Here is a 26172-nt window from a genome sequence, read left to right as displayed (position 1 = left end):
TTCAAGAACAAGGAACACCCATGAACGCAGCATTGAACGACGGCCCGGCCCAGCGCGCGCCGTCCTATTACAGCGCCACGCTCAACGACCACACCGCCTACCCGCAGCTTAAAGGCACGGTGCAGGTCGACGTGGCGATCATCGGCGGCGGTTTCACCGGCGTCGCCACCGCCGTGGAACTGGCCGAACGCGGCCTGAAGGTGGCCATCGTCGAAACCAACCGCATCGGCTGGGGCGCCAGCGGGCGCAACGGCGGCCAGGTGACCGGCAGCCTGTCGGGCGACGAAGCCATGCGCACGCAGATGCGCAAGCGCCTGGGCAGCGAGGTGGACGATTTCATCTGGCACCTGCGCTGGCGCGGTCACCAGATCATCGAGCAGCGGGTCGCACGCTATGGCATTGACTGCGACCTCAAGCGTGGCCACCTGCATGCAGCGATGAAACCGTCGCACATGCAGGAACTGCGTAGTTTCCAGGCCGAGGCCGAGCGCCGTGGCATGGGCGAGCAGGTTCAGTTGCTCGACCGCGAGGGCGTTGCCGAACACCTGCAGAGCCCGTTGTACCTGGGCGCGCTGAAGAACCTGCGCAACCTGCACCTGCACCCGCTCAACCTGTGCCTGGGCGAAGCCCGCGCCGCCCACGGCCTGGGCGCGCTGATTTTCGAAAACTCCGAAGTGCTGGAGATCGTCCACGGCCCGCGCCCGGCGGTGGTCACCGCCCACGGCCGGGTCGAGGCGCACCAGGTGATGCTGGCCGGGGACGTCTATCACAGGCTGGAAAAACGCCAGCTCAAGGGCAAGATCTTTCCGGCCATGGGTGGCATCGTCACCACCGCGCCGCTGGGTGAGCTGGCCGAGCAGATCAACCCGCAGGACCTGGCGGTGTACGACTGCCGCTTCGTCCTCGACTACTACCGCCTGACGGCCGACAAGCGCCTGCTGTTCGGCGGCGGCGCCAACTATTCGGGCAAGGATTCACGCGACATCGAAGGCGAGCTGCGCCCGTGCATCGAGCGCACCTTCCCCGCACTCAAGGGCGTGCCAATCGAGTTCCAGTGGAGCTGCGCCATGGGCATCGTGGTCAACCGCATCCCGCAACTGGGCAAGCTGTCGGACAACGTGTGGTATTGCCAGGGCTACTCCGGGCACGGCATCGCCACCAGCCACATCATGGGCGAGATCATGGCCAAGGCGTTGACCGGGGCGCTGGAGCAGTTCGACACCTTCGCGGCGTGCAAGCACGTGCGGGTGCCGATGGGAGATTTGCTGGGGAACCCGCTGCTGGCGGCGGGGATGTGGTACTACCAGATGCTGGAGAAATTGCGCTGATTGTACTGGCCCTTCGCGGGGCAAGCCCGCTCCTTGTAGGAGCGGGCTTGCCCCGCGAAGGGCCCACGAGGTCAATCAAGCGATCTTCTTCAGGCCCTGCTTCTTCAGCTCTTCATCGCGCAACTCACGGCGCAGGATCTTGCCCACGTTGGTGGTCGGCAAGGCATCACGGAACTCGATGAATTTTGGCACCTTGTAGCCGGTGACGTTGGCACGCATGTGCTCCATCACCTGTTCCTTGGTCAGGGTCATGCCCGGTTTGACCACGATGAACACCTTGATCACCTCGCCGGATTTTTCGTCCGGCACACCGATCGCCGCGCACTGCAGCACGCCCGGCAAGGCGGCGAGCACGTCTTCGAGCTCGTTGGGGTATACGTTGAAGCCCGACACCAGGATCATGTCCTTCTTGCGGTCGACGATGCGCATGTAGCCGTCGGCCTGAATCAAGGCGATGTCACCGGTTTTCAGCCAGCCTTCGCTGTCGAGAATCTCGGCGGTGGCGTCTTCACGCTGCCAGTAGCCCTTCATCACCTGCGGGCCCTTCACGCACAGCTCGCCGACCTCGCCCAGGGGCAGTTCATTGCCCGCATCGTCGATCACCTTGCACAGGGTAGACGGCACCGGAATGCCGATGGTGCCCACCTGGTTGGCCTCGGCCGGGTTCACCGCTGCCACCGGGCTGGTTTCGGTCATGCCGTAGCCTTCGCAAATGGCGCAACCGGTAACGGTTTTCCAGCGCTCGGCCACGCTCAACTGCAAGGCCATGCCGCCGGACAAGGTGATTTTCAGCGCCGAGAAGTCCAGCGCGCGGAACGCCTCGTTGTTGCACAGGGCGACGAACAAGGTATTCAAGCCAACGAAACCGCTGAACTTCCACTTGCCCAGTTCCTTGACCATGGCCGGCAGGTCGCGCGGGTTGCTGATCAGCACGTTGTGGTTGCCGATCAGCATCATTGCCATGCAATGGAAGGTAAAGGCATAGATGTGGTACAGCGGCAGCGGCGTGATCAGGATCTCGCAGCCTTCCTGCAGGTTCGAGCCCATCAGGGCGCGGCACTGCAGCATGTTGGCCACCAGGTTGCGGTGGGTGAGCATCGCCCCCTTGGCAACGCCTGTGGTGCCACCGGTGTACTGCAGCACCGCCACATCGTTGGCCTGCGGGTTGGCTTCGGTAACCGGCTGGCCCTTGCCCAGCGCCAGGGCGTCGTTGAAGCGCACGGCGCCCGGCAGGTCATAGGCCGGCACCATCTTCTTCACGTACTTGATCACGCTGTTGATCAGCAGGCGCTTGAGCGGTGGCAGCAGGTCGGCCACTTCGGTGACGATGACGTGCTTGACCTGGGTCTTGGGCACCACCTTCTCGGCCAGGTGGGCCATGTTGGCCAGGCACACCAAGGCCTTGGCCCCGGAGTCGTTGAACTGGTGTTCCATTTCCCGCGTGGTGTAGAGCGGGTTGGTGTTGACCACGATCAGGCCTGCACGCAGGGCGCCGAACACGGCGACCGGGTATTGCAGGACGTTGGGCAGTTGCACGGCAATCCGGTCACCCGGCTTGAGGTCGGTGTGCTGCTGCAGCCAGGCAGCGAAGGCGCCCGACAGCGCGTACAACTCGCCGTAGGTGATGGTCTTGCCCAGGTTGCTAAAGGCCGGTTTGTTGGCAAAGCGTTGGCAGGATTGCTTGAGTACCGCCTGGATGTTGGGGAAATCGTCAGGATTGATTTCCGCCGTGATCCCGGCTGGGTATTTATCCTTCCAAAAATGTTCGATCATGGAAGCCCACTCCTTCAGCAACAGCGAAGTTCGATTCACGCGTCGATGCGTTTATTATTGATATGAGATGAGGGTTGGTTGCAAACCTGATCATCTGAAAGCGGGCCGAGAGTAACAGCTTTGTTTGGGGTCGCCTAGGGGCCAAGACAGGCCTTGCAGTCACAAAAATGACTCAATGAACGATACAGGTCATTTTTAGAGTATTTAACCAAAATGTCGCGAATCGGGCTGTGATACGCCTGTTAGAGCACCTGTTGGGCCTTCGCGGGGCAAGCCCGCTCCTACACACCGAGCTAGGTTGCCTCGCGAAGGACTCAACCCGGTATCAGGCGATATCACGCAGCTCCCGCCGCAGAATCTTGCCCACCGGCGTCATCGGCAGCGACTCGCGCAGCACGATGTGCTTGGGCACCTTGTAGCCGGTGAAGTTGGCCTTGCAGTAGGCCTTGAGCTCTTCCACGCTCACCCCGCCCTCGCGCGCGACCACGAACAGTTTCACCGCCTCCCCCGACTTCTCGTCCGGCACACCGATAGCCGCGCAATTGGCCACTTGTGGGTGGCCCATCACCACGTCTTCGATTTCATTGGGGTACACGTTGAAGCCCGAGACGATAATCATGTCTTTCTTACGGTCGACGATGCGGGTGAAGCCGTCCGGGTCGATCACGGCTATATCGCCGGTCTTGAACCAACCGTCGGCGTCCAGCGCCTGGGCCGTGGCTTCGGGCTGCTGCCAGTAGCCCTTCATCACCTGCGGGCCCTGGATGCACAACTCGCCGCGCTCGCCCAGGGGCTGCTCATTGCCTTCGTCGTCGATCACCTTGAACGCCGTGCCCGGCACCGGCATGCCCACCGTGCCCAGGCGCGCCAGCTGGCCGTAGGGGTTGGTGCTGGCCACCGGCGAGGTTTCGGTCAGGCCGTAGCCTTCGACGATGCGGCACCCGGTAAGCTCTTCCCAGCGCTCGGCAGTGGCCTTGACCAGCGCCGTGCCGCCCGAGTTGGTGACCTTCAATGCCGAGAAGTCCAGCTGGCGGAAACCGGGGTGGTCCATCAGCGCGACGAACAATGTGTTCAAGCCCAGCAACGCGGAAAACCGCCACTTGCCCAGTTCCTTGATAAAGCCTGGGATATCGCGCGGGTTGGTGATCAGCACGTTGTGGTTGCCAGTGACCATCATGCACATGCAGTTCGCGGTGAAGGCATAGATGTGGTACAGCGGCAACGGCGCGATCATCACCTCCTGGCCTTCGCGGATCAGCTGCTGGCCGTCCGGGCCGCGCTGGGCAAAGCAGGCCAGCACCTGCAGCATGTTCGCCACCAGGTTGCCATGGGTGAGCATGGCGCCCTTGGCCAGGCCCGTGGTGCCGCCGGTGTACTGCAACACGGCGACGTCGCCCAGCGCCTGCGGCACCGGCGTGTGGGCCAGGTTGCGGCCCTGGCGCAGCACCTGCTTGAAAGGGATGGCCTGAGGCAGGTGGTAGGCCGGCACCATCTTCTTCACCTTGTCGACCACGGTGTTGATCAGCCAACCCTTGGCGGCAGGCAACATATCGCCCATCCTGGCCTCGATCAGGTACTCGATGCCGGTGTCGGGCAACACCTCCTGCACGCGCTTGCCGAACATGTTCAGGTACACCAGGGCGCGGGCACCGGCGTCCTTGAACTGGTGGCGCATCTCGCGCTCGGTGTACAGCGGGTTGGTATTGACCACGACCAGCCCGGCGCGCAGGGCGCCGAACACGGCGATGGGGTATTGCAGGACGTTGGGCATCTGCACCGCGATACGGTCGCCAGGCTTGAGGTCGGTATGCTGCTGCAGCCAGGCGGCGAAGGCTGCCGAGTACTGTTCGAGCTCGGCGTAACTCAAGGTCACGCCCAGGTTGCTGAAGGCCGGGCGGGCGGCGAAGCGCTTGCAGGAGCGCTCGAACACCTCGACCACCGAGGCGTAGGCGTGCATGTCCAGGGTTGAAGGTACGCCCTCCGGGCGCTTGTCGTTCCAGAAGTCGGCTTGCATTTATTATTGTTCCTCTGCCTGAGCCCGTGCTGATTCCCTGCCCCGTCCACCGGGTGGCGAACGGGCGTTGCAGCGACGTTAGCAGGTAACCCCGAGGTGGCATATACGCCAAGTGCCGCCATTAACATTGTGAATCTCTTTTGTGCCCTTCCTGCAATTCGCACGGTTGTGCATACACTGTGCGGGTACCCTTCGCACCCAAGGATTCGCCATGCCCCACGATGCCTTCTGGCTGCCCGCCAGCGCGCACTGCAGCCTGTACGTGCACCAATGGTTGCCGGCCACGCCGGTCAAGGCCGTGGTGCTGCTGGCGCATGGCATGGCCGAGCATGCCGGGCGCTACCAGCGTCTGGGCCAGGCCTTGAGCGAACACGGCTTCGCCCTGCTGGCAGCAGACCTGCGCGGCCACGGGCGCAGCGCCGAGCAGGGCAGCCTCGGCCTGTTCGCCCGGCATCATGGCTGGAATGCCGTGGTCAACGACCTGGGCCTGCTGGCCCAGCACATTGGCCAGCAATTTCCCTGCACGCCCTTGTTCCTGTTTGGCCACAGCATGGGCAGCTACATCGCCCAGGCCTACCTGTTGCACCACAGTGGCAGCCTGCACGGGGCAATCCTCAGCGGCTCCAACTTCCAGCCGCCGGCGCTGTACCGCGTGGCGCGCCAGATCGCCCGGCTGGAAACCTGGCGCCAGGGCCCGCTGGGCCAGAGCGCGCTGATCGAGTGGCTGTCGTTTGGCACGTTCAACAAGGCCTTCAAGCCCAACCGCACGGCCTTCGACTGGCTCAGCCGCGACCCGGCCGAGGTGGACAAGTACATCAACGACCCGCTGTGCGGCTTTCGCTGCAGCAACCAGCTATGGCTCGACCTGCTGCAAGGGCTGGCGCATATCAGCCAGCCACGCAACCTTGCGCAGATCGACCCGAATCTGCCGATGCTGGTCATCGGCGGCGAATGTGATCCGGTGAGTGCCGGCAAGCGTCTCACCCACCTGGCCGATGCCCTGCGCGCGACCGGTAATCGACACGTACGGCTGCGCGTCTATCCTCAAGCGCGGCATGAAGTGCTGAACGAACTCAATCGCGACGAGGTCACCGGCGATATAATCGCCTGGCTGGAGCAGGCGCTGGCCCTAGGCCGCCCTGCCCGCAGTGAATGATAGCGGCCCTCGTCCGCCCTTTAAGGAAGCTCCGATGACCCAGGTCACCAACACGCCTTACGAAGCCCTCGAAGTCGGCCAGAAAGCCGAATACAAGAAGTCCGTCGAAGAGCGCGACATCCAGCTGTTCGCCGCCATGTCCGGCGACCACAACCCAGTGCACCTGGACGCCGAATTCGCCGCCAAGAGCATGTTCAAGGAACGCATTGCCCACGGCATGTTCAGCGGCGCCCTGATCAGCGCGGCAGTGGCGTGCACCCTGCCCGGCCCTGGCACCATCTACCTGGGCCAGCAGATGAGCTTCCAGAAGCCTGTGAAGATTGGCGACAGCCTGACCGTGCGCCTGGAAATTCTCGAGAAGCTGCCCAAGTTCAAAGTGCGCATCGCCACCAACGTGTACAACCAGAACGACGAGCTGGTGGTCGAGGGCGTGGCTGAAATCCTGGCGCCGCGCAAGCAGCAGACCGTCGAGCTGGTGTCGCCGCCGAACTTCGTGGCCGGCTGACAGCCGCGTTGGTACAGCTGTAGGAGCGAGCGCAGCTCGCGATCACCGGCAAGGCCGGTGCCACACACCGCCGGGGCTGCGCTGCAGCCCATCGCGAGCGCTGCTCGCTCCTACCAAACCGACCTCACAAGGCAATCAAGGCAGCTCGCGCAGGCGCCGTTCGATATGCCGCCGCTGCGCCCCTTGCTGGGTCAGCGCCAAGGCCTGCTGCCAGGCCGCCCGCGCCTCATCCACCTTCCCCAGTTGCTGATGCAACTGCGCCCGCGCCGCGTGGGCCAGGTGGTAATCGCGCAACTCTCCCGCTGCCAGAATCGCTTCCACCGCCGCCAGCCCGGCTTCTGCCCCGTCACGCTTGGCCAAAGCCACCGCCCGGTTCAACGCCACCACCGGCGACGGCCAGTGCCGCTGCAGCACGTCATACAGCCCGACAATTTCCCCCCAGTCGGTGGCCTCGGCTGTCGCCGCCTCGGCATGCACCGCCGCAATCGCCGCCTGCACGGTGTAGGCACCGAAGTCCCGGCTGCCCAAAGCGAGGCGCACCAGTTCGCAGCCCTCGGTAATCTGCGCCCGGTCCCACAGGCTGCGGTCCTGCTCATCGAGCAGCACCAAGTTGCCCTCGGCATCACTGCGCGCACGCTGGCGCGACGCCTGCAGCAGCATCAGCGCCAGCAAACCGACCGCCTCCGCATCAGGCAGCAGTTGCACCAGCAGGCGCCCCAGGCGAATCGCTTCGTCGCTCAGCGCCTGCTGCAGCAACGCTTCGCCGCTGGAAGCTGAATAACCTTCGTTGAACACCAGGTAGATCACCCGCAACACGCTATCCAGCCGCTCGGGCAGCTCATGCAGTTCCGGAACCTGGTAAGGAATGCCGGCATCGCGAATCTTGGCCTTGGCGCGCACGATGCGCTGGGCGATAGTCGCCGGGCTCTGCAAAAACGCCCGGGCGATCTGCTCGGTGGTCAGGTCACAGACTTCGCGCAAGGTCAGTGGCACCTGGGCATCGGCGGCCAGGGCCGGGTGGCAGCAGGTGAAAATCAGCCGCAGGCGGTCGTCGGCCAGCAACTCTTCTTCACTGGGGTCGTGCCCCTGGCCTTCGATCAACATAATCAGGTCGGCCTGTGAGCGGTCGAAGCGCGCCCGGCGGCGCAGCGCGTCGATGGCCTTGAAACGCCCGGTAGACACTAGCCAGGCCCGCGGGTTGTCGGGGATGCCATCGCGCTGCCAGCGCTCGACGGCAATGAAGAACGCATCATGCAAGGCCTCCTCGGCCAGGTCGAAGTCCCCCAGCAGGCGAATCAAGGTCGCCAGGATGCGCCGCGATTCGCGGCGGTACACGGCCTCCACTTCGGCACGCACCTGCGCCAGCTCCGCCATCAGTCGGGCATCCGCTGGGTCACCACCTCCACCAGGCGGTCCAGGCTTTCTCCCCAGCCCTGGTGAAAGCCCATCTCTTCATGCGCCCGGCTGTCGGCGGCACTCCAGTGCCAGGCGCGGGCGGTGTAGCGGGTCTTGCCGTGTTCTTCGTCGAAGCTGATCACCGCAGTCATGAATGCCTTGCCCGAGGGCACCCAGCCTGGCAGGAAGGCATCGGTGAACACCAGCCGCCTGGGCGCGGCGATTTCCAGGAAGACGCCCTGGGTCGGGTACTCGGTGCCGTCCGGGGCACGCATCAGGGTGCGGAACAGGCCACCGCTCCACAGCTGCATTTCACACTCCGGGGTGGTCATGCCATGCGGGCCCCACCACTGCATCAACCACTCAGGCTCGGTCCAGGCACGGAACACCTTGGCCGGCGGCGCATCGATCAGGCGGCTGATGGACAATTCGTGTTGGGCAGTCGCAGCGTGGGTCAGGCTCATTCTTGTTGTTCTCCGTTGCTGTCAGGGTTGCAGCTCACGCACAGGGCGCACTTCCACACTGCCCACACGTGCCGCCGGAATGCCCTTGGCGATGCTCAGCGCCTCGTTGAGGTCGCGGGCATCGACCAGGTAAAAGCCGGCCAGCTGCTCTTTGGTTTCGGCGAACGGGCCGTCGGTGATGCTCATTCGCCCGCCGCGCACGCGCACGGTGGTGGCGGCCTGCACGCTTTTCAGCGCCTCTGCCGCAATGATCCGCCCGGCGCCTTGGAGCGACTCGGCATAGGCCAGGCATTCGGCGTCTTCCGGGCTGTCGGGCAGGCTGTGCAGCAGCGCTTCGTCACAATAGACCAGGCACAGGTATTTCATGGTTGTCTCCAGGCGTTGGCAACGTGCGTTTGGCGATAGCGGCTCAAGGTTTCAGATCGAACAGTGCTTTCTGGGTTTGCATGTCGAACGGCGCCGACCAGTGTTCATGGATCACTTGCCAGTGCCCGTCGACCTTGCGATAGCCCACGGTGGCACGCATGAAGCCGCACTGGCTCTCGTCATCGCCCGGGCCACAGCGGTTGAGCCAATGGGCCAGGGCCAACTCGCCGGCGGTGTGCACGGTCAGCTCGGCCAGCTCGAAGACCATCGGGCCGGTGCACATGCCCATGCACATTTCCCAGTGTTTGCGGTAGTTGTCCTTGCCCTTGAACTGCAAGGCCTGGATGGCATCGAAGGCGACGATGTCGTCGGCGTAGGGCGCGGTGATGGCGGGGATGTCACGGTCGCGAACGGCCTGCATCCAGGTATCGATCAACTGGCGGATTTCGCTTTCGGCTGCGGTGTTCATGGGCAGAGCCTCCGGTCGGCACAGGAATGCCCTGTGCCTTCAGCTCATGGTCGAACGGTAGCCGAGAAAATCGACAGGTTGCGGGAATATTTCAGGTCGAATGGTACGCCTTGAGTAGTTCAGCGCCTATGAGATCGAGCGCCGCCCGCGCGGCGCTTCGCGAGCTTTGCTCGCTCCTACGTTATCTCGGGCCAATGTTCATATTGCCTGCGCGCGCGGCCCCTTGGTGCACGCCTCGGTATCGAGGTCAATGTATAAGGCGTTCGCGTGCGATGGCGCAGGCGTAACTGGCCCGAAACAAACGTAGGAGCGAGCAAAGCTCGCGAAGCGCCGCGCGGGCGGCGCCCGATCTCACAGGCGCCACATCACTCCCGCCCTACCCTCCCACCATTATCCATTCAGGATTTTTCAGTCAGCACCTGCGCATACCGCTCTCGGTCGACATTGGCGCCACTGAGCACCACCGCTACCCGCTTGCCCGCCTGGCGTTCACGCTCCTGCAACAGCGCAGCCAGCGCCGCGGCACCGGCGCCTTCGGCGGTGTTGTGGGTGGTTTCGTGATAAAGGCGCATGGCCGCTGCCACCTCAGCATCGGTAACCCGCACGATCCGTGCGGCATGCTCGCGCACCAAGGCGAAGGCATCCGGGTGGGGCACGCGGCAGGCCATGCCGTCGGCGAAGGTGTCGGCAGTGGCGGTGGTGATGATGCGCCCCTGCTCGAAGCTCTGCGCGTAGGCATCGGCAGCGCTGGACACCACGCCGACAATCTCGGTACGCAGGCCCAGCAGGTTACGCGCCTGAATCAGCCCGCAAATGCCCGAACCCATGCCGATCGGCACATACACGCAATCGAGATCGTCCACGCTCTCGAACAACTCCAAGGCGTAGGTGGCCACTCCGCGCACCAGTTCCGGGTGGAACGACGGCACCATGTCGTAACCCAATTCATCCGCCAGCCGCGCCGCCTCTTCACGGGCAACGTCGAAGTCGACGCCATGCTCCACCAACTTCGCGCCCAGGGCGCGCATGGCCGCGTTCTTTTCCTTCGAGTTGCCTTCTGGCACCACGATCACCAGCGGCACGCCGGCCTGGCTGGCCGCCAGCGCCATGCTCTGGCCATGGTTGCCGCGGGTGGCGGTGACCAGCCCACGTGGCGGCTTGCCCTTGGCCAACAGCGAACGCACGTAAACCAGCCCACCGCGCACCTTGAAGGCGCCGGTCGGGGCGTGGTTCTCGTGCTTGACCCACAGCTTGCAGCCCACCTGCTCGGCCAAAAGCGGCCACTCGCGCTGGGGCGTCGGCGGAACATGCTGGTGAACGAAACTGGCAGCTTCGCGCAGGGCGGCGAGGTCGAACATGGCGATCATCCTTCATCGATACGGGTGTGTACCGATCCTAATCGCCAGCGGTGGGTTGGTAAACGCCAATGGCCCTGGCAGCGTTTCACACGGCCAGGGCCATTGGCCACTTCAGCCTTGCTGGCACCCTTCGCCCATTGCCCGGTACTGGATGGTATGCACCTGGCCTTGGTGGTCTTCGTAGGTCATGGTCGCAGGTACCACTTCGCAGACATTGGGGATGGTCGACAGGTGAATCACCCGTTTGATGTCGAGGTTCATCGAATAGTCGTACTGCTGGGCCACAGGCTCGCTGGAGACCGGTTTGGCCTCATCGGCGAGGGCGAACGAGGACATACCGACCAGAGCAAGAATCAGTAATGGTTTCATGGGTTTATGCCTTTGGAGCAATCCAGCTGATCGAGTGACTTCAATAGGCCGTCAATGGCGCGGAGAAGTTGTCATCGTCTACGAAGATGACACGAAGTACCGATCCCGCTTTATCGTACTGCCAGGGGGGATAGCTGAAATTCTACTCCTCGCCTGCAATACTTGAACCCTGAAGTCGGACATTCACCCTTGCAGGATTTGCAACAATCTGCGACAAAGCGAAGCGGCTCGGCAGCCTGGAACCACCGGGCCAGAGCCCCCCACGCCCGGACTCCCGATGACCACCCTGCACTGCACGCCCCTGCTCGGCGCCGAACGCCGGCTGCTCGCACTTTTCTACAAACAGCATGGCTCGCGCATGCGCGCCGCCAACGACGGGCAATTGTGGGTAGCGCGCAGTGACACAATCGTGGCTGGCCTGTGCTTGAGCGCGGTGGCCGACGGCCAGTGGCTCACCGGCCTGTTCGTCGCACCTGCCCAGCGCGGCCGTGGCGCCGGGGCCGCATTGGTAGAGGCGGCCCTGGCGGCGCAGGCGGGCCCGACCTGGTTGTTCTGCCACCCCGACCTTGCCCTTTACTACCAGCGCCTGGGTTTCAACGCCACCACCGCAATGCCCGAAGCCCTAGCCTCACGGCTGCTGCGCTACCAGCGCAGCAAAGCGCTGGTAGCCATGGTGCACGGTCAGTCGTCGCTGGCGTCCAGCCCGGGGAACAGCACCTCGGTGTAGCCGAACTTGGCGAAGTCCTGGATGCGCGAGGGGTACAGCCGGCCGATCAGGTGGTCGCATTCGTGCTGCACCACCCGCGCATGAAACCCCTCGGCAAAGCGGCTCAGCGGGTTACCCTGGGGGTCCAGGCCTTCATAGTTGATGTGCTTGAAGCGCGGCACCACACCGCGCAGGCCCGGCACCGACAGGCAGCCTTCCCAGCCGTCCTCTACCTCGGTGGTGAGCGGCGTGATCACCGGGTTGAGCAAAATGGTCTGCGGCACGGGTTCGGCATCCGGGTAGCGCTCGCTGCGCTCGAAACCGAAAATCACCAGCTGCAAATCGATCCCCACCTGGGGTGCGGCCAACCCTACGCCACCGACGTGGCGCATGGTTTCGAACATGTCGTCGATCAGCCCTTGCAGCTCGGCACTGCCAATCAGGTGCTCAGGCACCGGCTGGGCGATACGCAGCAGGCGCTCGTCGCCCATTTTCAGAATGTCACGGATCATTGCGGGTTCGGCTCGGACGGTTGCGGCTCGACCGGGTGTTCATGGCCGAGCACGGTGACGGTTTCCTTGGGCTGTTCGCCGTTGAAATCCTTTTCGCCCGGGTTCTTGCCTTCGGCCGACATGTGCTCGATCACCGCGTTCATCTCGGCGCCGAGCAGCAGCACGGCAGCGGAAATGTAGAAGTACAGCAGCAGCACGATGATCGCACCGATGCTGCCGTACATGGCGTTGTAGTCGGCAAAGGTCTTGACGTAGTAGGCAAAGCCCAGGGAGGCGATGATCCATACTACTACCGCCAGTACCGAACCGGGGGTGATGAAGCGAAACTTCTGCTTCACATCCGGCATCACGTAGTACATCAGCGCCACGGCCACCATCAGCAGAATGACGATGGCCGGCCAACGCAGGATGGTCCATACCGTGACGATCACTTCCTGCATGCCAACCTGCGCGGCAATCCACTCCATCACCTGCGGGCCCAGCACCATCAGCGCTGCGGCGGCCAGCAGCATGCCGGCGATGCCGATGGTGTAGAAGATCGACAGCGGAATGCGCTTCCACACCGGGCGGCCTTCGGGCACGTCGTAGGCGGCGTTCATGGCGCTCATCATCAGGCGCACGCCAGCCGAGGCGGTCCACAGGGCAATGACGATACCCACCGACAGCAACCCGCCCTTGGACTGCTGCAACTGGTCGATCACCGGATTCACCTGTTCCAACGCCTGGGGCGGCAGCACCAGTTCGGTTTGCAGGCGCAGCCAGGAGAAGAAGTCCGGCAGGTGCAGGAAACCGATCAACGCGATCAGGAACAGAATGAACGGGAACAGCGAGAACAGCATCTGGTAGGCCAGCGCGGACGCATAGGTAGACATCTCGTCGTCGAGGAATTCCTTGACGGTGCGTACCAGTACGCGGTGCATGGGCAGCCCGCGCAGGTCAGGGAAAATCATAGCGTCTCCTTTCGCCGCTTGATTACAACAGGTAAGTCTAATAGACCACGGGGTTGCTGTACTGCTCCCTGGCAATATTCAAAATAAAGGCCTCTTCGCGGGGCAAGCCCGCTCCTGTAGGAGCGGGCTTGCCCCGCGAAGAGGCCGTCACAAGCCGCCTCGAATCAAGGCTTCAGCGCATCTTTCACATTGCCCTTGATCTGCTGCGCCTCGCCCTTCACTTCCTGGGCCTTGCCTTCTGCCCGCAACTTGTCGTTGCCGGTCACCTTGCCGACGCCTTGCTTGATGTTACCCACCGCTTCGTTGGCCAGGCCTTTGGCTTTGTCTTTAGTGCCGCTCATGGCAAATCTCCTGCAAATGGAGACACGTGAACCGTGTCGACAGTCGGTGGACCGGCCGCCTGCGCCAGGAGTTTCAAAGAATTTTCAGGCTTCAAGCCGAACGGCGATTCTGCGGGCGAATACCGCACCGAATCCGGCCAGCGCACTGCGCAAGCCCGGCCGGCTGCCCTACAATCGCAAAAAAACTGCTTATAAAAACAACAGCTTCCGGATACCCACCGCAATGCGCCTGATGCCCCTGTTCGCAGCCTTGTTGCCGCTGCTGCCCCTGCCTGCCCTGGCCGCCGCACCGGCCAACGAAACCCTGAAAGTCGAGCGCTACACCGACGATGGCCAGCCCGGTACCCTGCGCTGGGCCATCGAAACCAGCAACCAGAACCCCGGCCACTACCGCATCGACATCGCCGCGGTGGGCAAACCGCCGTACGTCATCCGCCCCAACCGTGCCCTGCCGGAAATCAAAGGCCCGGTGCAGATCACCGGCTTGCCCTGGGCCCGCGATGGCCAATACATTGCCATCGACGGCAGCGGCTACATCAAGGACCAGGGCGTGCGCACCTGCCCCGGCGCCGTGCCTGGCCAGTTCGGCACCAACGTGCGCACCACCACCAACCCGGGCCTGGTGCTGCGCGACACCCAGGGCGTGCACCTCAGTGGCCTGGAAGTGCGCAACTTCTGCATCGGCATCCTGGTCAACCGCGCCAGCGGCAACGTCATCGAAGACAACCGCATCGTCGCCAACAAGGGCGGGGCTGGCATCATGCTCACAGGGGATGACGGGGCGGGTAACGCAACGGCCACCACCACCGTCAACAACAAGGTGCTGCGCAACCAGTTGATCGACAACGGCGACGGCCTGGAGCTGACCCGTGGCGCGGCCTTCAACCTGGTGGCCGACAACCTGTTCCGCTCCACCCCGGCCAACCCTGAGCCGTCCCAGGGCATCGAAATCCTGCTGGGCAACGACAACAGCGTGGTGCGCAACCGTTTCGAAAACTACTCCGACGGCCTGCAGATCAACTGGGGCAAGCGCAACTACCTGGGCGCCAACACCTTCAGCGGTAACTCGATTGGCGTCAGCGTCACCGGCGAGGGCAACATCCTCGACGGCAACCTGATCCACGGCAACCGCATTGGCGTTGCCCTGCGTCCCGAACCCGAGGTTACCGCCACACGCCTGACCGGTAACCGGATCTGGGCCAACAGCCAGGATATCCGCCGCTGCCAGGCAGGCGGCTCGTGCGTGCCGAACCAGCGCACAGGGGCGATCATCTTCGGCGTACCGGCCCAGGCCCATGCCCTGTACGTGGGCTCGCGTGGGGTCGGGGCCGACTTGCCAAAGCAGGATCAGGCCGTTATTTGCGACGCCAAGGGCGAGCCCAAGCCGTGCCAGCCGCTGCCCAACCATAACCAGCAGCCACCACGGCTGCTGGCGTTGGACGGCAATGTGCTGCGCGGCGAGGTGCAGGGCCCGGCGTCGAGCCTGCTGCGTGTCGAGGTGTTTGGCAATGCCCAGGCCGAGGGCAGCGAGGCGGAGCAATACTTGGGGGATGTGCTGGTGAACAGCGATGCCCAGGGGCTGGCGCGGTTTGCCCAGGTGCTGGAGCAGGCGCAGGGGCTCAAGAGCTTTACGGCGACGGTGACAACGGCGGATGGGGCTACTTCAGAGTTGAGCAGGCCGATCAGCCGTTAAGGCTTCTGGCCTCTTCGCGGGGCAAGCCCGCTCCTACAGGGGTTGTGTGTGGCCTTGTAGGAGCGGGCTTGCCCCGCGAAAGGGCCAGCAAGCCTTGCCGCACACGAGGCCACCCCTCACAATGCAGCCCTAACCAAGCGTCAACCCGCAGGAACCTGCATGAAACTCGACAAACCCGCCGCCATCGCCCGCCGCAACCAGGCCCTGGCCAACCCGGTACTGACCAGTGCCAACACGCTGTTCGCTATCCTCGACCGCAAGCGCAACCTGTGGTGGTTCGAGGTGCCGGTGGCACTGCTGCGCAAGGGCCAGCCCGACTGGGTCAACCTGCTGCTGCACACCCCGGAAAGCGACGAACTGCAGCACCTGAAAGTGCCGGTCAACTTCCTGCGTGCTCACCAGGAGCAAATGGAAGTGCGCAACCCCGGCAAACGCCGCTCGACCATCAGCCTGGCACTGAGCGCCGACCGCGACTCGCTGCTGCGCGACACCCGTCCGGGTGGCGAGCAGCTGGATTTCCGCACCTTCGTCCAGGCCTGATCAGGCCTTTTCGATACGGTCGTCATGGATGACGATACGGCCCTGCTTGAACAACGCGCCAATGGCCTTCTTGAAGTTGCCTTTGCTGACGTTGAACAGCTGGCTGATCACTTCCGGGGCGCTCTTGTCGCACACCGCCAGCACCCCGCCTTCGGCCTCCAGGCGCGCCATGATGCGTTCCTGCAGGTCATCGCCCAGCGCCTGGCCAACCGGCTGCAGGCTCAGGGCGATCTTGCCGTCATGGCGCAGTTCCTTGATGAACCCGTCCACGTGCATGCCTGAGCGCAGGAACTTGAACACCTCATTCTTGTGGATCAGGCCCCAGTGGCGGTTGTTGATGATGGCCTTGAAGCCCATAGGCGTTTCACCCGCCACCAGCAACTGCACCGGCTGGCCGGCCTTGTAGTCGGCCGGGGTGCGGTCCAGGTAGCGGTCCAGGCGCGAGGTGGCGGTGATGCGCCGGGTGCGCTTGTCGAGGTAGGCGTGGACCACGCAGTAGTCGCCGATCTTCAGCTGCCGCGATTCTTCCGAATAGGGCATCAGCAGGTCCTTGGACAGGCCCCAGTCGAGGAAGATGCCGGCACCGTTGATGTCCTTGACCTTGAGGCTGGCGAACTCGCCAACCTGCACCTTGGGCTTCTCGGTGGTGGCGATCAGCTGGTCTTCGCTGTCCAGGTAGATGAACACGTTCAGCCAGTCATCCACCTCGGTTTCGGCGTCTTTCGGGATGTAGCGCCCGGGCAGCAGGATTTCGCCGTCGGCACCGCCGTCCAGGTACAGGCCGAATTCCACGTGTTTCACGATTTGCAAACTGTTGTAACGCCCAAGCAGAGCCATTTCCGATGATCCTCAAGACAAGGGGGCTATTTTCCGGATAGACACGGGTTGGTGTCAAAGCTTCCGGACGGTTGCCCCTCTTGTCCAGCCCCCGGGCGCCCCACATAATGATAAGAGTTCTTATTTGAATCCGAGCGTATGAAAAAGCCTCACCTGGACGTGAATGCCGAAGTCGATGTGCTCTACCGCGCCCACCATCAGTGGCTTCGCGGCTGGTTGCAGCCAAGAATCAACTGCCGGCACCTGGCAACCGACCTGGTACAGGATGTATTCGTGCGCATCCTCAGCGCCGACGACGCCGGCACCCGCCTGCAGGCCATACGCGAGCCCAAGGGTTACCTGGCGACGATTGCCAGGCGCCTGATGATCGACCACCTGCGCCGCACGCGCCTTGAGCGGGCCTGGTTGCAGGCCCTGGCCGAGCAACCCGAGGCATTGGATATTTCCGAGGAAGAGCGGGCAATCTTGCTTGAGGCCCTGTGCCAGCTGGATGCCATGCTCGCCGGCCTGGGCCCCCAGGTGCGCCAGGCATTTCTGCTGTCGCAGCTGGACGGCATGCCCTACCAGGCCATTGCCGAGCAGCTCGGTGTCTCGTTGTCATCGGTCAACCGCTACATGGCCAAGGCCCTGCACCACTGCGTGCTGTTCAGCATCAACCAGGGCCTGCAATGAAACCCTCCGCCGCCCAGCACGCAGCCCTGGAACACGCCGTGCATTGGTATAGCCTGCTGCAGAGCGGCTGTGCCACACCAGAGGACGAACACGGCTGGCAATGCTGGTTGCAACAAAGTGCGGCAAACCAGTGGGCGTGGCAGCAGGTCGAACAACTGCAACAGCGGCTTCAGGGCCTACCGGCCGGCCTGACCGGGCGAACCCTGGCATTGGCCGGGCAAGCCCAGCGCAACAGCCGCCGCAACGTGCTCAAGGGCATTGCCCTGTTGCTCGGCGGCGGCACAGTGGGGTGGGCGGGCTATCGTGAGGTGGGCCAAAGTCCCTGGTTTGCCGATTACCGCACCCGGGTCGGCGAGCAGTTGCCGGTAACCCTGGCCGATGGCGGGCAACTGCTGCTCAATACCGACAGCGCCGCCGATGTGCGCTATGACGCACGCCAGCGGGTCATCCGCTTGCGCCAAGGCGAAGTCATGGTGACCACGGCGGCCGATCCGCTGGGCCGCCCCTTCCTGGTGGAAACCGAACATGGCCGCGCCGAAGCACTGGGTACCCGCTTCTCGGTTCGTATCAGCGCCGGGCACACCCAGGTTGCGGTCTTCGAGCACCAGGTGCGCCTCCTGCCCACACACGGCCAGGCGGTGCTGCTGGCGCCTGGGCAGTGCAGCCGCTTCTCCAGCCAACAGGCCGACACACCGCAGCCACTGCCTGCCGACCAGGATGCCTGGACCCGCGGCCTGTTGGTGGCCAACGCGCAGCGGCTGGATGCGTTCTTGCCGGAACTGGGCCGCTACCGCGCTGGCTGGTTGCGCTGCGACCCGGCCGTGGCAGGGCTGCAGGTCAGTGGCACATTCCCGATAGCCGACACCGACAAGGCATTGCGCGCGATCGCCAGCGTCTTGCCGGTGAAGGTGGAGCGGCGTACTCGCTTCTGGGTCACCCTCAGCCCCTTGGAGGGTGTGTGAAACATTTTTTTGCGGGCAGGTGAGATTTCTTCTTTTTCTCATTCGACTCAGAGGTAACGGGTGCATCACCCGCTTGCCAACATAAGAGAAGCCCTACATGAAAATGCATCACCCACTGCGCCCAGCCGCGGCCGCCGTGCGCAAGGCACTGTTCGTCTCGGTTCTGATGATTCCAGCCCTCCCCTGCACCTCGGCCTTTGCCGACGCCGTCACCCGCGAGTACCACATCGCCCAGGGCGACCTCGGCCAAGCCCTGACCCGCTTCGCCGCCCAGGCTGGCATTGTCCTGTCATTCGACCCCAGCACCCTGGAGGGCCGGAAAACACCTGGGCTGGAGGGTGCCTACAGCGTCGAGCAAGGTTTGCAGGCGTTGCTGGCAGGCAGTGGCATGCGCGTGGTGAAGGAAAACGACGGGCGCTACTTCCTGGCGCCGCCATCGGGTGACAGCACGGCAATGGAGCTGTCGGCGACCCACGTGAACAGTGTGGGCCTGGGTGAAACGACCGAGGGAACGGGGTCGTACACCACGGGCGTTACCAGCACCGCGACCAAGATGAACCTGTCGATTCGCGAAACACCGCAATCGATCAGTGTCATTACCCGCCAGCAGATGGATGACCAGCACCTGGCCAGCGTGACCGACGTGCTCAAGCAGAACCCCGGCATCACCCTGTCCCAGGACGGCGGGGAGCGTTTCCACATCTACTCGCGTGGGTCCGAGATCAGCACGTATCAACTCGATGGCGTAAACACCACCCAGGACTACCTGACGCGCAACATGCCCAGCACACTGATGGACATGGCGATCTTCGACCGGGTGGAAATCGTGCGTGGCGCCACCGGGCTGATGACCGGTGCCGGCGAGCCCAATGGCGTGGTCAACCTGGTGCGCAAACGCCCCACACGTGAGTTCCAGTCCTATGTGCAAGCAGGCATCGGCTCGTGGGACTATTACCGGGCCGAAGCCGATGTCTCCGGCCCCCTGATCGACAGCGGCAAATTGCGTGGCCGGCTGGTCGCTGCCAAGCAAAGCAACCAGAGCTACATGGACTGGTACAGCCAGGACCGCGATCTGCTCTACGGCGTGCTCGAAGCCGACCTGAGCGACAGCACCACCGTGCGCCTGGGCATGGACTACCAAACCTATGACGCCAACGGCGCACCAGGTGTTCCACTGTTCTACAGCAACGGCCAGCCCACCCATTTCTCTCGCGCCACCAGCACCGGCCCGCGCTGGATGTACGAAGACTACACCACGAAGAACTATTCCTTCGGCCTGGACCAGGAACTGGGCCAGGGTTGGCAGTTGAAGGTGGCAGGCAACTACATGGATGTGGATCGCCAATCGCTGTCGTCCTTCTACCGAACCGGCGCGGGCGTCTCGACCCTGGACCAGGCCAGCGGCACCGCCATTGCCGACCGCTTGCAGGTCGATGCCCACCAGGTTCAGCGCGGCCTCAACGTTACCTTGCAAGGCCCCTTCGAGTTGTTCGGCCAGACCCACGAACTGATCACGGGCTTTGATTACCTGGACTACGAAAACAATCACTTCACCGGCACCGCCGGTGCAGCCAGCTTCAACTTCTACACCTGGGGTAACCGCTTGCCGCAACCGGGCAGTTATTCGCCACTGCTGGACTATGACCTGTTCATTCGCCAGACCGGTTACTTCGTTGCCACGCGGCTCAACTTCACCGATGACCTGCACCTTATTCTCGGCGCGCGTACCACCAGCTATCGCTCGGACTCCAATCAGGTGGTTCTGACCACTGGCACCGGTAACCCTTCCCACCTGCAGGAACGTGGCGAGGTCACGCCTTACGCCGGGCTGATCTACGACCTCAATGACGAGCAGTCCGTGTATGCCAGCTACACGGATATCTTCAAGCCACAAACCAGTCGCGACCGCACCGGCAAGGTGCTCGACCCGGTCACCGGGCAGAATTACGAAATGGGCTGGAAAGGGGAATTCTTCAATGGGCGCCTGAACACCAGCGCTGCGCTTTACCTGATTAAGCGTGACAACCTGGCAGAAGATGACACTGGCTTCGCCATCCCCGGCGTCCCCAACTCCACGGCCTCACGGGCAGTCAGCGGCGCCGAAACCAAAGGCGTGGACCTGGAACTGTCCGGCGAAATTGCACGAGGCCTGGAGCTGCACACCGGCTACAGCCATTCACGCACCGAAGATGCCGGGGGCACGCGCCTGACCACCCAATTGCCACTGGACACCTTCCGCCTCTGGACGACTTATCGCCTCCCGGGCGAATGGGAGCGTTTGACCTTGGGCGGCGGCGTGAACTGGAATGCCAAGCAATCCCTGGCCACGCGCTACAACACCCGAATTACCCAAGAGGACTACGCCGTGGCCAGCCTGATGGCCCGCTACAAGATCAGCCAGCAGGTTACCGCCACCTTGAATGTGGAGAACCTGTTCGACAAAAAATACTATGCCGGCCTGGCGGGAAACTATGGGCACTACGGCGCGCCACGCAATGCGACGTTGAATCTGCGTTACGATTTTTAAGCCATCAGCGGGCCCGGCGGCAGGTTGCCGGGCCTCTGTCGAGGAGCAACTTCAGAAGTCGTAGCGCACGCTGAGCGAGGCATTGCGAGGATCACCGTAGTGCCCAACGCTGCCCCCTATGCCCGAATAATACTTCTCGTCGAGGATGTTGTTCAGGTTGACCGTGGCTGCCAACTTTTCAGTCAGCTGATAACGTGCCATGAGGTTGGCGACCCAGTAGTCGTCCTGGGTGGCCCGTGCTTTCAGGCTGCTGTAATAAAGGGAGATACCCGAATTCCAGGAAACGCCTGCGCCTACCGTGAGCTTGTTCAGATCGCCTTGGAAGCGGTAGGTATTCCAGAACCTGAAGGTATCCATCGATAGCTGGGTTAATTGCCGCTCACCCTCTGCATCCTCGGTACGGGCATGGCTGTATCCGGCCATTATCTGCCAGCCTGGCAGCACTTCACCCGACACTTCCATGTCGATCCCTTTGGTTTCGGTGCCCTTGGCGGCCTTGTAGGCTTGCTCGTCCAACGTGCCTTCGACAATCGCATCACCGTCTACCACGGCCAAGTTGTCACGTTTGACCAGGAACAATGCCGTGCTGGCATTCAACCGACCTGAGTAGAACTCCCCCTTCCAGCCCACTTCATAATTGCTGCCGACAACGGGGCCGATCACTGAGCCGCCGCGATCACGGCTGGATTGTGGCTTGAAGATATCCGTGTAGCTGACATAAACCGACTGCTCAGGTGTCAGGTCATAGGTGATGCCTGCATAGGGCGTGACTTCGCCACGTTCGTGCATGCTGGTGTACTGCGGATCACTGGGCGGGCTCTGGTAGACATAGTCATAGTCGTAGTCCGATGCGCGAGCACCAACGATCACGTTCAGGTCATCCATCAGGTTGAATTTGAAGGCCGCATAGGTGCCACGTTGGCGGCTTTCAATGTTGAGAATTTCCCCCACTGCCCCTGTATTGCCCGGGCGCGCCAGGTAGTTGTCCCAGTTGTAGAAGTTGACGAAACTGATCCCGACATCGTAGCCGGTGTGGTCGTTCCTGTAGTCCTGGTAATTGAAGCCGGTAATGAATTGATGGGTGCGGCCCAACAACGAGAAAGGCCCTTGCAGCGTGATATCCGCACCACGCTGGGTTTGGTCGGCCTGGGCGTTATAACGAAGCATCCGCGCTTCACCGGTCGCCTCATTGAGCCAGGCACGCCCAGTCGACGTCTGGTAGGAGCCGTTATAGTTATCACGGTCTGAGTTCATGTAGTTGGCAGCCAGGCTCAGTTGCCAGTCGTTGGCAAAGCGGTGCTCAACGGCCATGAAGTAATTGGTGGTTTCCAGTTCATCGTACATCCACCGTGCGCCAGAACTGGTAGCGCGCGAAAAGTGAGTTTGCTTACCATTGGTGAACATCAACGGCACGCCGGGCGAGCCCGTTCCCTTGAATTTCTGGTAATCAACACCTGCGCGCACCAGCGTGTCATCACTCAGGTCGGCTTCGAGGACGCCATAGAGAATATCTTTGTCTTCCTTGTACCAATCCCGAAAACTGCCATTCTTTTGCTTCGCCGCCACTAATCGGCCTCGCAGGTTGCCACTTTCAACCAAGGGGCCAGCGACGTCCGCTTCGCCGCGGTAATAGTCCCAGGCCCCTACAGTGCCTTGAACATGGGACTGGAATGACCGTGTGGGTCGTTTTCGAATGAGGTTCACTACACCGCCGGGCTCACCTGCGCCGGTCATCAACCCCGTCGCACCACGAACGACTTCGACGCGGTCGTACAGCGTCATGTCCAACAACGTGCTGGGCATGTTGCGTGTCTGGTTTTCCTGAGTCGTGGTAACACCATCGAGCTGATAGGTGTTAATGGCACTTCCACGGGAATAAATGTTGTAACGCAGCCCGCCATCCTGGGACATCGTGATGCCAGGCGTCTGGTTCAATACCTGGGTCACGCTGTTGAGTTGCTGATCATCCATCCGCTGCCGAGTCACCACGCTGATGGTTTGCGGCGTCTCGCGAATCGATAGATTCATCTTCGTCGCCGTGCTGGTCACCCCTGTCGTATAAGACCCCGTCCCCTCCGTGGTGGCCCCCAGCCCGGTAGCATTGATACTGGTGGCCCCCAACTCGAGGGCACCATCCGTCGAACGCGGCAGCAGTACATAGTTGCCATTCCCGGCAACCATCACCTGCAATTCACTGCCTGCCAGCAACCTGGCAAAGCCCTGTTGCACGCTGTACACGCCTTGCAAACCCGAGCTCTGCTTGCCCTGGGTCAGCCCCGCATCGAACGACAGCACCACCCCCGCCTCGCTGGCAAAGCGGCTGAGTACGGCGCCCAGTGGGCCGGCGGCAATGGCGTAGCTGCGGGTGGCCTCTGCGGCGCTGGCCTGGCCTGCGCTGCCCAACGGTTGGACGAAACCGGCCTGGAGCAGCAACGCGGCGCTGAACATGGCAACGACAAGGGGTTTTCTGGGGTAGGCGTGGGATGTAACGCGGCGCTGCATGGGGGGCTCCTTCAATGGCCGTTAGTGGCGGTTTGCAGGAGGGGTCGGGTGAGCGCGCGAAACCGACAATGCAAACGAGAAATATTTTTACAGCACCGGCACTTGACTCTGGTCTAACGGAGAGCCCTGTAGGAGCGGGCTTGACCCGCGAAGCAAGCACCGCGGTACGTGGCACCGGCTTCGCCGGTGTTCGCGGGGCAAGCCCGCTCCTACAAAGGATGGCAGTGCGGCTGGGACGGGGTGGACGGGAGGTCAGCTCAGTGGCCGCACCCGTACCCAGAAGCGCGTGCGGGTTTCGATGCGTACCGGCAACGCCTGGGCGATGGCATCCAGCGCACGCGTGGTGTCATCCAGAGGGAAGGCACCCGATAGCCGCAACTGCGCAACGTCGCTGGCGCACTCGATGAAGCCTGGGCGGTAGCGCTGCAACTCCTCCAGCACCTGGGCCAACGGCCAGTTGTCGATCACCAACCGGCCATTGACCCATTCGCTGCGGTTGACGTCGAGCGCCTGCGGCGCAGGCAGCGGCCCCGGGCCGAAACGCAGGCTCATGCCCGCCTCCACCCGCAGCGGCTGGGCATCGGCGCGGTTGCGCACGGCCACGGCATGTTCCAGCACATCCAGTTCGGTTTGCCCCTGCAGCTGGCGCACGGCAAAGCGCGTACCCAGCGCCTGCATCTCGCCCTGCTGGCTGCGCACGCTCAGTGGGCGAGGGTCCTTGCCGGTGGTCAGCATGATTTCACCGGCGCGCAGGATGATCAGCCGCTGCTGGCGGTCATAGCGGATGTCCACGGCGCTGGCTGTGTTCAAGATAAGCCGCGTGCCATCCTCCAACTGCAACATCCGCCGCTCCCCGGTGCCGGTGCGCACATCCGCCAGCCACAACGGCGTTTGCCGGTAGCCCGTCCAGGCCAGGCCGGACAGCCCCATGCCCAGCACCAACCCCTTGAGCACGGTGCGCCGCCCTGCCAGCACGGGCGCCGTGGCCAAGGTGCGTTGGGCCACGCTCGCCGGCACGCTGCGCAACTCGGCATGAAACGCCTGCAGCCGCTGCCAGGCCCACTGATGAACGGGCGCGCCTTCGTACCAGGCCAGCCAATGCTGGTGGGTTGCTTGGGTATCCTCACCGGCGCTCAGCCGCGCATGCCACTGCGCCGCGTCGCGCAACGCCTGGCGTTGTTGCGCCGGCGTCACAGCTGCGCGTCCAGGGCGAACAGCAGGCACTGTTCGGTGGCCTTGGCGATGTACTTGGTCACCGAACTCACCGACACCCCCAAACGCTCGCCAATTTCGGCATAGCTCAAGCCTTCGAGGTGGGACAGGAACAAGGCCTGGCGCACCTTGTGGTTCAGGCCATCGAGCATGGTATCGAGCTGCAGCAGCGTTTCCAGCAGCACGGCCCGCTCTTCGGGGGAGATCTCCAGCAGCTCCGGCTCAAGCGCCAACGCCTGTAGATAGGCCTGCTCCAGCGAACGCCTGCGCAAATGATCGACCATGACCCGCCTGGCCACGGTCGCCAGGAAATTACGCGGTTCGCGCAGCGGGTGGGCAACCGTGCTGGCGATCAGCCGCACGAAGGTGTCATGGGTCAGGTCCGCCGCTCGTTCCCGGTCCCCCAGGCGGCGCCGCAACCAGCCCTGCAACCAGCCACTGTGGTCGCGGTACAGGCAGTGCATGTCATCGTGCGGCGCGGGCGGAACCTTGTACACGCGATCATCCTTGTTCGATGCAGATAAGAATTAGTCGCAATAGTAGTGAGATTGCCGAGGGATTGAAACTGCCATCAACGCGATGCAAGGGAACCGTGCAGCTACCCTTACGTCTACCGATTGGCCGCCACTGCAAGGATCAGCACATGCCCACTCGCCTGTTCAAAGCCCTGCTCACCGCCCTCGGTTTTGCCCTGGCCCTGGCTGCCTGCAGCCGCATCGACCTGGCCTACCGCAACCTCGACCGCCTGGTGCCGTGGTCGCTGGGGGACTACCTGGCGATGAACCGTGAGCAGAAGAACCTGCTCGACGAACGGTTGAAAGAACACCTGGCCTGGCACTGCAAAACCCAGTTGCCCGGCTACCTCGATTGGCTCGACCGGGTGCGCGACATGGTTGCCGAGGACCAAGTGACCGACCAGGCCCTGCAACAACGTACCGTCGAGGCGCGCCAGGCAATCGGCCGGGTGGCCGAGGAAATCACCCCATCGGCCACCGAGTTGCTGCGTGGCATGAGCGACCAGCAGGTGGCCGAGATGCAGCAGGCGTTTCGCGACGACATCAGCGAACGCCAGAAGGAATATGTCGACACGCCCCTGCCCAAGCAGATCAACAGCCGTGCCGCACGCATGCAGAAGCGCCTGAACGCCTGGTTCGGCGACCTCAACGCGGCCCAGCGCCTGCGCGTGCTGAACTGGTCCCAGGCGCTGGGTGACCAGAACCGCCAGTGGATCGCCAATCGCCAGCACTGGCAGCAACAGCTGATGCTGGCCATGAACCAGCGTGACGACGCCAGTTTCGAGCCGCGCCTGGCCACCTTGTTGCAGCGCAAGGAGAGCCTGTGGACGCCGGAGTACCGGCAGGCGTTTCAGAATACCGAGCAGCAGGCGCGCAGTTTACTGGTGGACCTGGTGCACTTGAGCAGCCCGGCGCAGCGGCAGTTTCTGCAGGACCGGCTGAGCAAGGTGCGGAGTGATTTCAGCGAAATGAAGTGTTTGAAAGGTTGAGGGCAGGCCTGGCCTCT

The 26172-nt window shown here is 63.1% G+C and carries 24 protein-coding genes and 1 pseudogene; 10 read left to right on the top strand and 15 right to left on the bottom strand.

The features are described from left to right. Positions 1–20: 20 nt before the first annotated feature. Positions 21–1328: an FAD-binding oxidoreductase gene (locus F3J45_RS07465; RefSeq protein WP_167059647.1), complete on the top strand. Its 1308-nt coding sequence runs from the start codon at positions 21–23 to the stop codon at positions 1326–1328. 75 nt (positions 1329–1403) lie between these two features. On the opposite strand, the gene fadD1 is transcribed toward F3J45_RS07465, so the two are convergent. Then, on the bottom strand, positions 1404–3098 hold the full coding sequence (gene fadD1 / locus F3J45_RS07460; RefSeq protein ID WP_370526356.1) for a long-chain-fatty-acid--CoA ligase FadD1: 1695 nt from the start codon (positions 3096–3098) through the stop codon (positions 1404–1406). A 328-nt stretch (positions 3099–3426) separates the two neighbouring features. Continuing rightward, complete coding sequence (gene fadD2 / locus F3J45_RS07455) at positions 3427–5115, bottom strand: long-chain-fatty-acid--CoA ligase FadD2 (protein ID WP_167059641.1); 1689 nt, start codon at positions 5113–5115, stop codon at positions 3427–3429. A 211-nt stretch (positions 5116–5326) separates the two neighbouring features. Here fadD2 and F3J45_RS07450 point away from each other — a divergent pair, with 211 nt between their 5' ends. Together F3J45_RS07450 and F3J45_RS07445 are read left to right on the top strand one after the other, a co-directional pair. Beyond that, positions 5327–6271, top strand: a complete 945-nt coding sequence (locus F3J45_RS07450) for an alpha/beta hydrolase (protein WP_167059638.1) — start codon at positions 5327–5329, stop codon at positions 6269–6271. A 34-nt stretch (positions 6272–6305) separates the two neighbouring features. Then, positions 6306–6776: a MaoC family dehydratase gene (locus F3J45_RS07445; protein ID WP_167059635.1), complete on the top strand. Its 471-nt coding sequence runs from the start codon at positions 6306–6308 to the stop codon at positions 6774–6776. Positions 6777–6911: 135 nt separating this feature from the next. Here the strand turns inward: F3J45_RS07445 and F3J45_RS07440 are convergent, their stop codons facing one another. From F3J45_RS07440 to F3J45_RS07415, 6 genes are all read right to left on the bottom strand, one after another. Beyond that, entirely contained in the window at positions 6912–8150 is a 1239-nt protein-coding gene (locus F3J45_RS07440) for an RNA polymerase sigma factor (RefSeq protein ID WP_167059632.1), read from the bottom strand. After that, the gene (locus F3J45_RS07435; RefSeq protein ID WP_167059629.1) at positions 8150–8635 is read right to left on the bottom strand and encodes an SRPBCC family protein; all 486 of its coding nucleotides are present in this window, start codon (positions 8633–8635) and stop codon (positions 8150–8152) included. Before F3J45_RS07435 ends, F3J45_RS07440 begins: the two co-directional genes overlap by 1 nt. Before the next feature lie 21 nt (positions 8636–8656). Then, the gene (locus F3J45_RS07430; protein ID WP_167059626.1) at positions 8657–9001 is read right to left on the bottom strand and encodes a YciI family protein; all 345 of its coding nucleotides are present in this window, start codon (positions 8999–9001) and stop codon (positions 8657–8659) included. 43 nt (positions 9002–9044) lie between these two features. After that, positions 9045–9470, bottom strand: a complete 426-nt coding sequence (locus F3J45_RS07425) for a nuclear transport factor 2 family protein (protein WP_167059623.1) — start codon at positions 9468–9470, stop codon at positions 9045–9047. Positions 9471–9868: 398 nt separating this feature from the next. Then, on the bottom strand, positions 9869–10828 hold the full coding sequence (locus F3J45_RS07420) for a threonine dehydratase (protein WP_167059620.1): 960 nt from the start codon (positions 10826–10828) through the stop codon (positions 9869–9871). 111 nt (positions 10829–10939) lie between these two features. Further along, positions 10940–11197: a DUF2790 domain-containing protein gene (locus F3J45_RS07415; RefSeq protein WP_167059617.1), complete on the bottom strand. Its 258-nt coding sequence runs from the start codon at positions 11195–11197 to the stop codon at positions 10940–10942. A gap of 277 nt (positions 11198–11474) precedes the next feature. On the opposite strand from F3J45_RS07415, the gene F3J45_RS07410 reads away from it, so the two are divergent. Beyond that, positions 11475–11924: a GNAT family N-acetyltransferase gene (locus F3J45_RS07410; protein ID WP_205300436.1), complete on the top strand. Its 450-nt coding sequence runs from the start codon at positions 11475–11477 to the stop codon at positions 11922–11924. On the opposite strand, the gene def is transcribed toward F3J45_RS07410, so the two are convergent. From def to F3J45_RS07395, 3 genes are all read right to left on the bottom strand, one after another. Then, positions 11879–12415: a peptide deformylase gene (gene def / locus F3J45_RS07405; protein ID WP_167059614.1), complete on the bottom strand. Its 537-nt coding sequence runs from the start codon at positions 12413–12415 to the stop codon at positions 11879–11881. The two genes, F3J45_RS07410 and def, sit on opposite strands and share 46 nt — an antisense overlap. Further along, a complete protein-coding gene (locus tag F3J45_RS07400; RefSeq protein ID WP_167059611.1) occupies positions 12412–13365 on the bottom strand; it encodes a YihY/virulence factor BrkB family protein in 954 nt (317 codons plus the stop codon). Before F3J45_RS07400 ends, def begins: the two co-directional genes overlap by 4 nt. Before the next feature lie 164 nt (positions 13366–13529). After that, positions 13530–13706, bottom strand: a complete 177-nt coding sequence (locus tag F3J45_RS07395; protein WP_167059609.1) for a CsbD family protein — start codon at positions 13704–13706, stop codon at positions 13530–13532. 223 nt (positions 13707–13929) lie between these two features. Between F3J45_RS07395 and F3J45_RS07390 the strand changes: the two genes are divergently transcribed. Together F3J45_RS07390 and F3J45_RS07385 are read left to right on the top strand one after the other, a co-directional pair. Beyond that, entirely contained in the window at positions 13930–15399 is a 1470-nt protein-coding gene (locus tag F3J45_RS07390) for a nitrous oxide reductase family maturation protein NosD (protein WP_167059606.1), read from the top strand. Positions 15400–15558: 159 nt separating this feature from the next. Next, on the top strand, positions 15559–15939 hold the full coding sequence (locus tag F3J45_RS07385) for a hypothetical protein (protein ID WP_060510375.1): 381 nt from the start codon (positions 15559–15561) through the stop codon (positions 15937–15939). Here the strand turns inward: F3J45_RS07385 and F3J45_RS07380 are convergent, their stop codons facing one another. Continuing rightward, positions 15940–16776: a S1 RNA-binding domain-containing protein gene (locus F3J45_RS07380; RefSeq protein ID WP_167059603.1), complete on the bottom strand. Its 837-nt coding sequence runs from the start codon at positions 16774–16776 to the stop codon at positions 15940–15942. Positions 16777–16914: 138 nt separating this feature from the next. On the opposite strand from F3J45_RS07380, the gene F3J45_RS07375 reads away from it, so the two are divergent. The 3 genes from F3J45_RS07375 to F3J45_RS07365 all read left to right on the top strand — a co-directional run bounded on the left by F3J45_RS07375 (position 16915) and on the right by F3J45_RS07365 (position 20937). Then, on the top strand, positions 16915–17448 hold the full coding sequence (locus F3J45_RS07375; RefSeq protein WP_167059600.1) for a sigma-70 family RNA polymerase sigma factor: 534 nt from the start codon (positions 16915–16917) through the stop codon (positions 17446–17448). After that, positions 17445–18410 (top strand): FecR domain-containing protein, encoded by a 966-nt coding sequence (locus F3J45_RS07370; RefSeq protein WP_167059597.1) that lies wholly within the window; start codon positions 17445–17447, stop codon positions 18408–18410. The genes F3J45_RS07375 and F3J45_RS07370 overlap by 4 nt, the downstream gene beginning before the upstream one ends. Before the next feature lie 97 nt (positions 18411–18507). Beyond that, complete coding sequence (locus tag F3J45_RS07365) at positions 18508–20937, top strand: TonB-dependent receptor (protein WP_167059594.1); 2430 nt, start codon at positions 18508–18510, stop codon at positions 20935–20937. A gap of 51 nt (positions 20938–20988) precedes the next feature. Here the strand turns inward: F3J45_RS07365 and F3J45_RS07360 are convergent, their stop codons facing one another. The 3 genes and pseudogenes from F3J45_RS07360 to F3J45_RS07350 form a co-directional block, all read right to left on the bottom strand. Then, positions 20989–23439 carry a TonB-dependent receptor gene (locus tag F3J45_RS07360; protein ID WP_167059591.1) on the bottom strand — a complete coding sequence of 817 codons (2451 nt, stop codon included), beginning with the start codon at positions 23437–23439 and terminating at the stop codon, positions 20989–20991. Between the two features lie 612 nt (positions 23440–24051). Beyond that, positions 24052–24633 (bottom strand): annotated as a pseudogene (locus F3J45_RS30475) (FecR domain-containing protein); the annotation flags it as partial. Then, positions 24630–25115, bottom strand: a complete 486-nt coding sequence (locus F3J45_RS07350) for a sigma-70 family RNA polymerase sigma factor (RefSeq protein WP_167060097.1) — start codon at positions 25113–25115, stop codon at positions 24630–24632. The pseudogene F3J45_RS30475 and the gene F3J45_RS07350, both read right to left, overlap by 4 nt. Before the next feature lie 179 nt (positions 25116–25294). On the opposite strand from F3J45_RS07350, the gene F3J45_RS07345 reads away from it, so the two are divergent. Then, positions 25295–26155, top strand: a complete 861-nt coding sequence (locus tag F3J45_RS07345) for a DUF6279 family lipoprotein (protein ID WP_167059585.1) — start codon at positions 25295–25297, stop codon at positions 26153–26155. The last annotated feature ends 17 nt before the right edge of the window (positions 26156–26172 follow it).

It is taken from the genome of Pantoea sp. Ap-967, assembly GCF_011752565.1.
GTDB lineage: Bacteria > Pseudomonadota > Gammaproteobacteria > Pseudomonadales > Pseudomonadaceae > Aquipseudomonas.
This window is presented reverse-complemented; position numbering and strand designations above follow the sequence as displayed.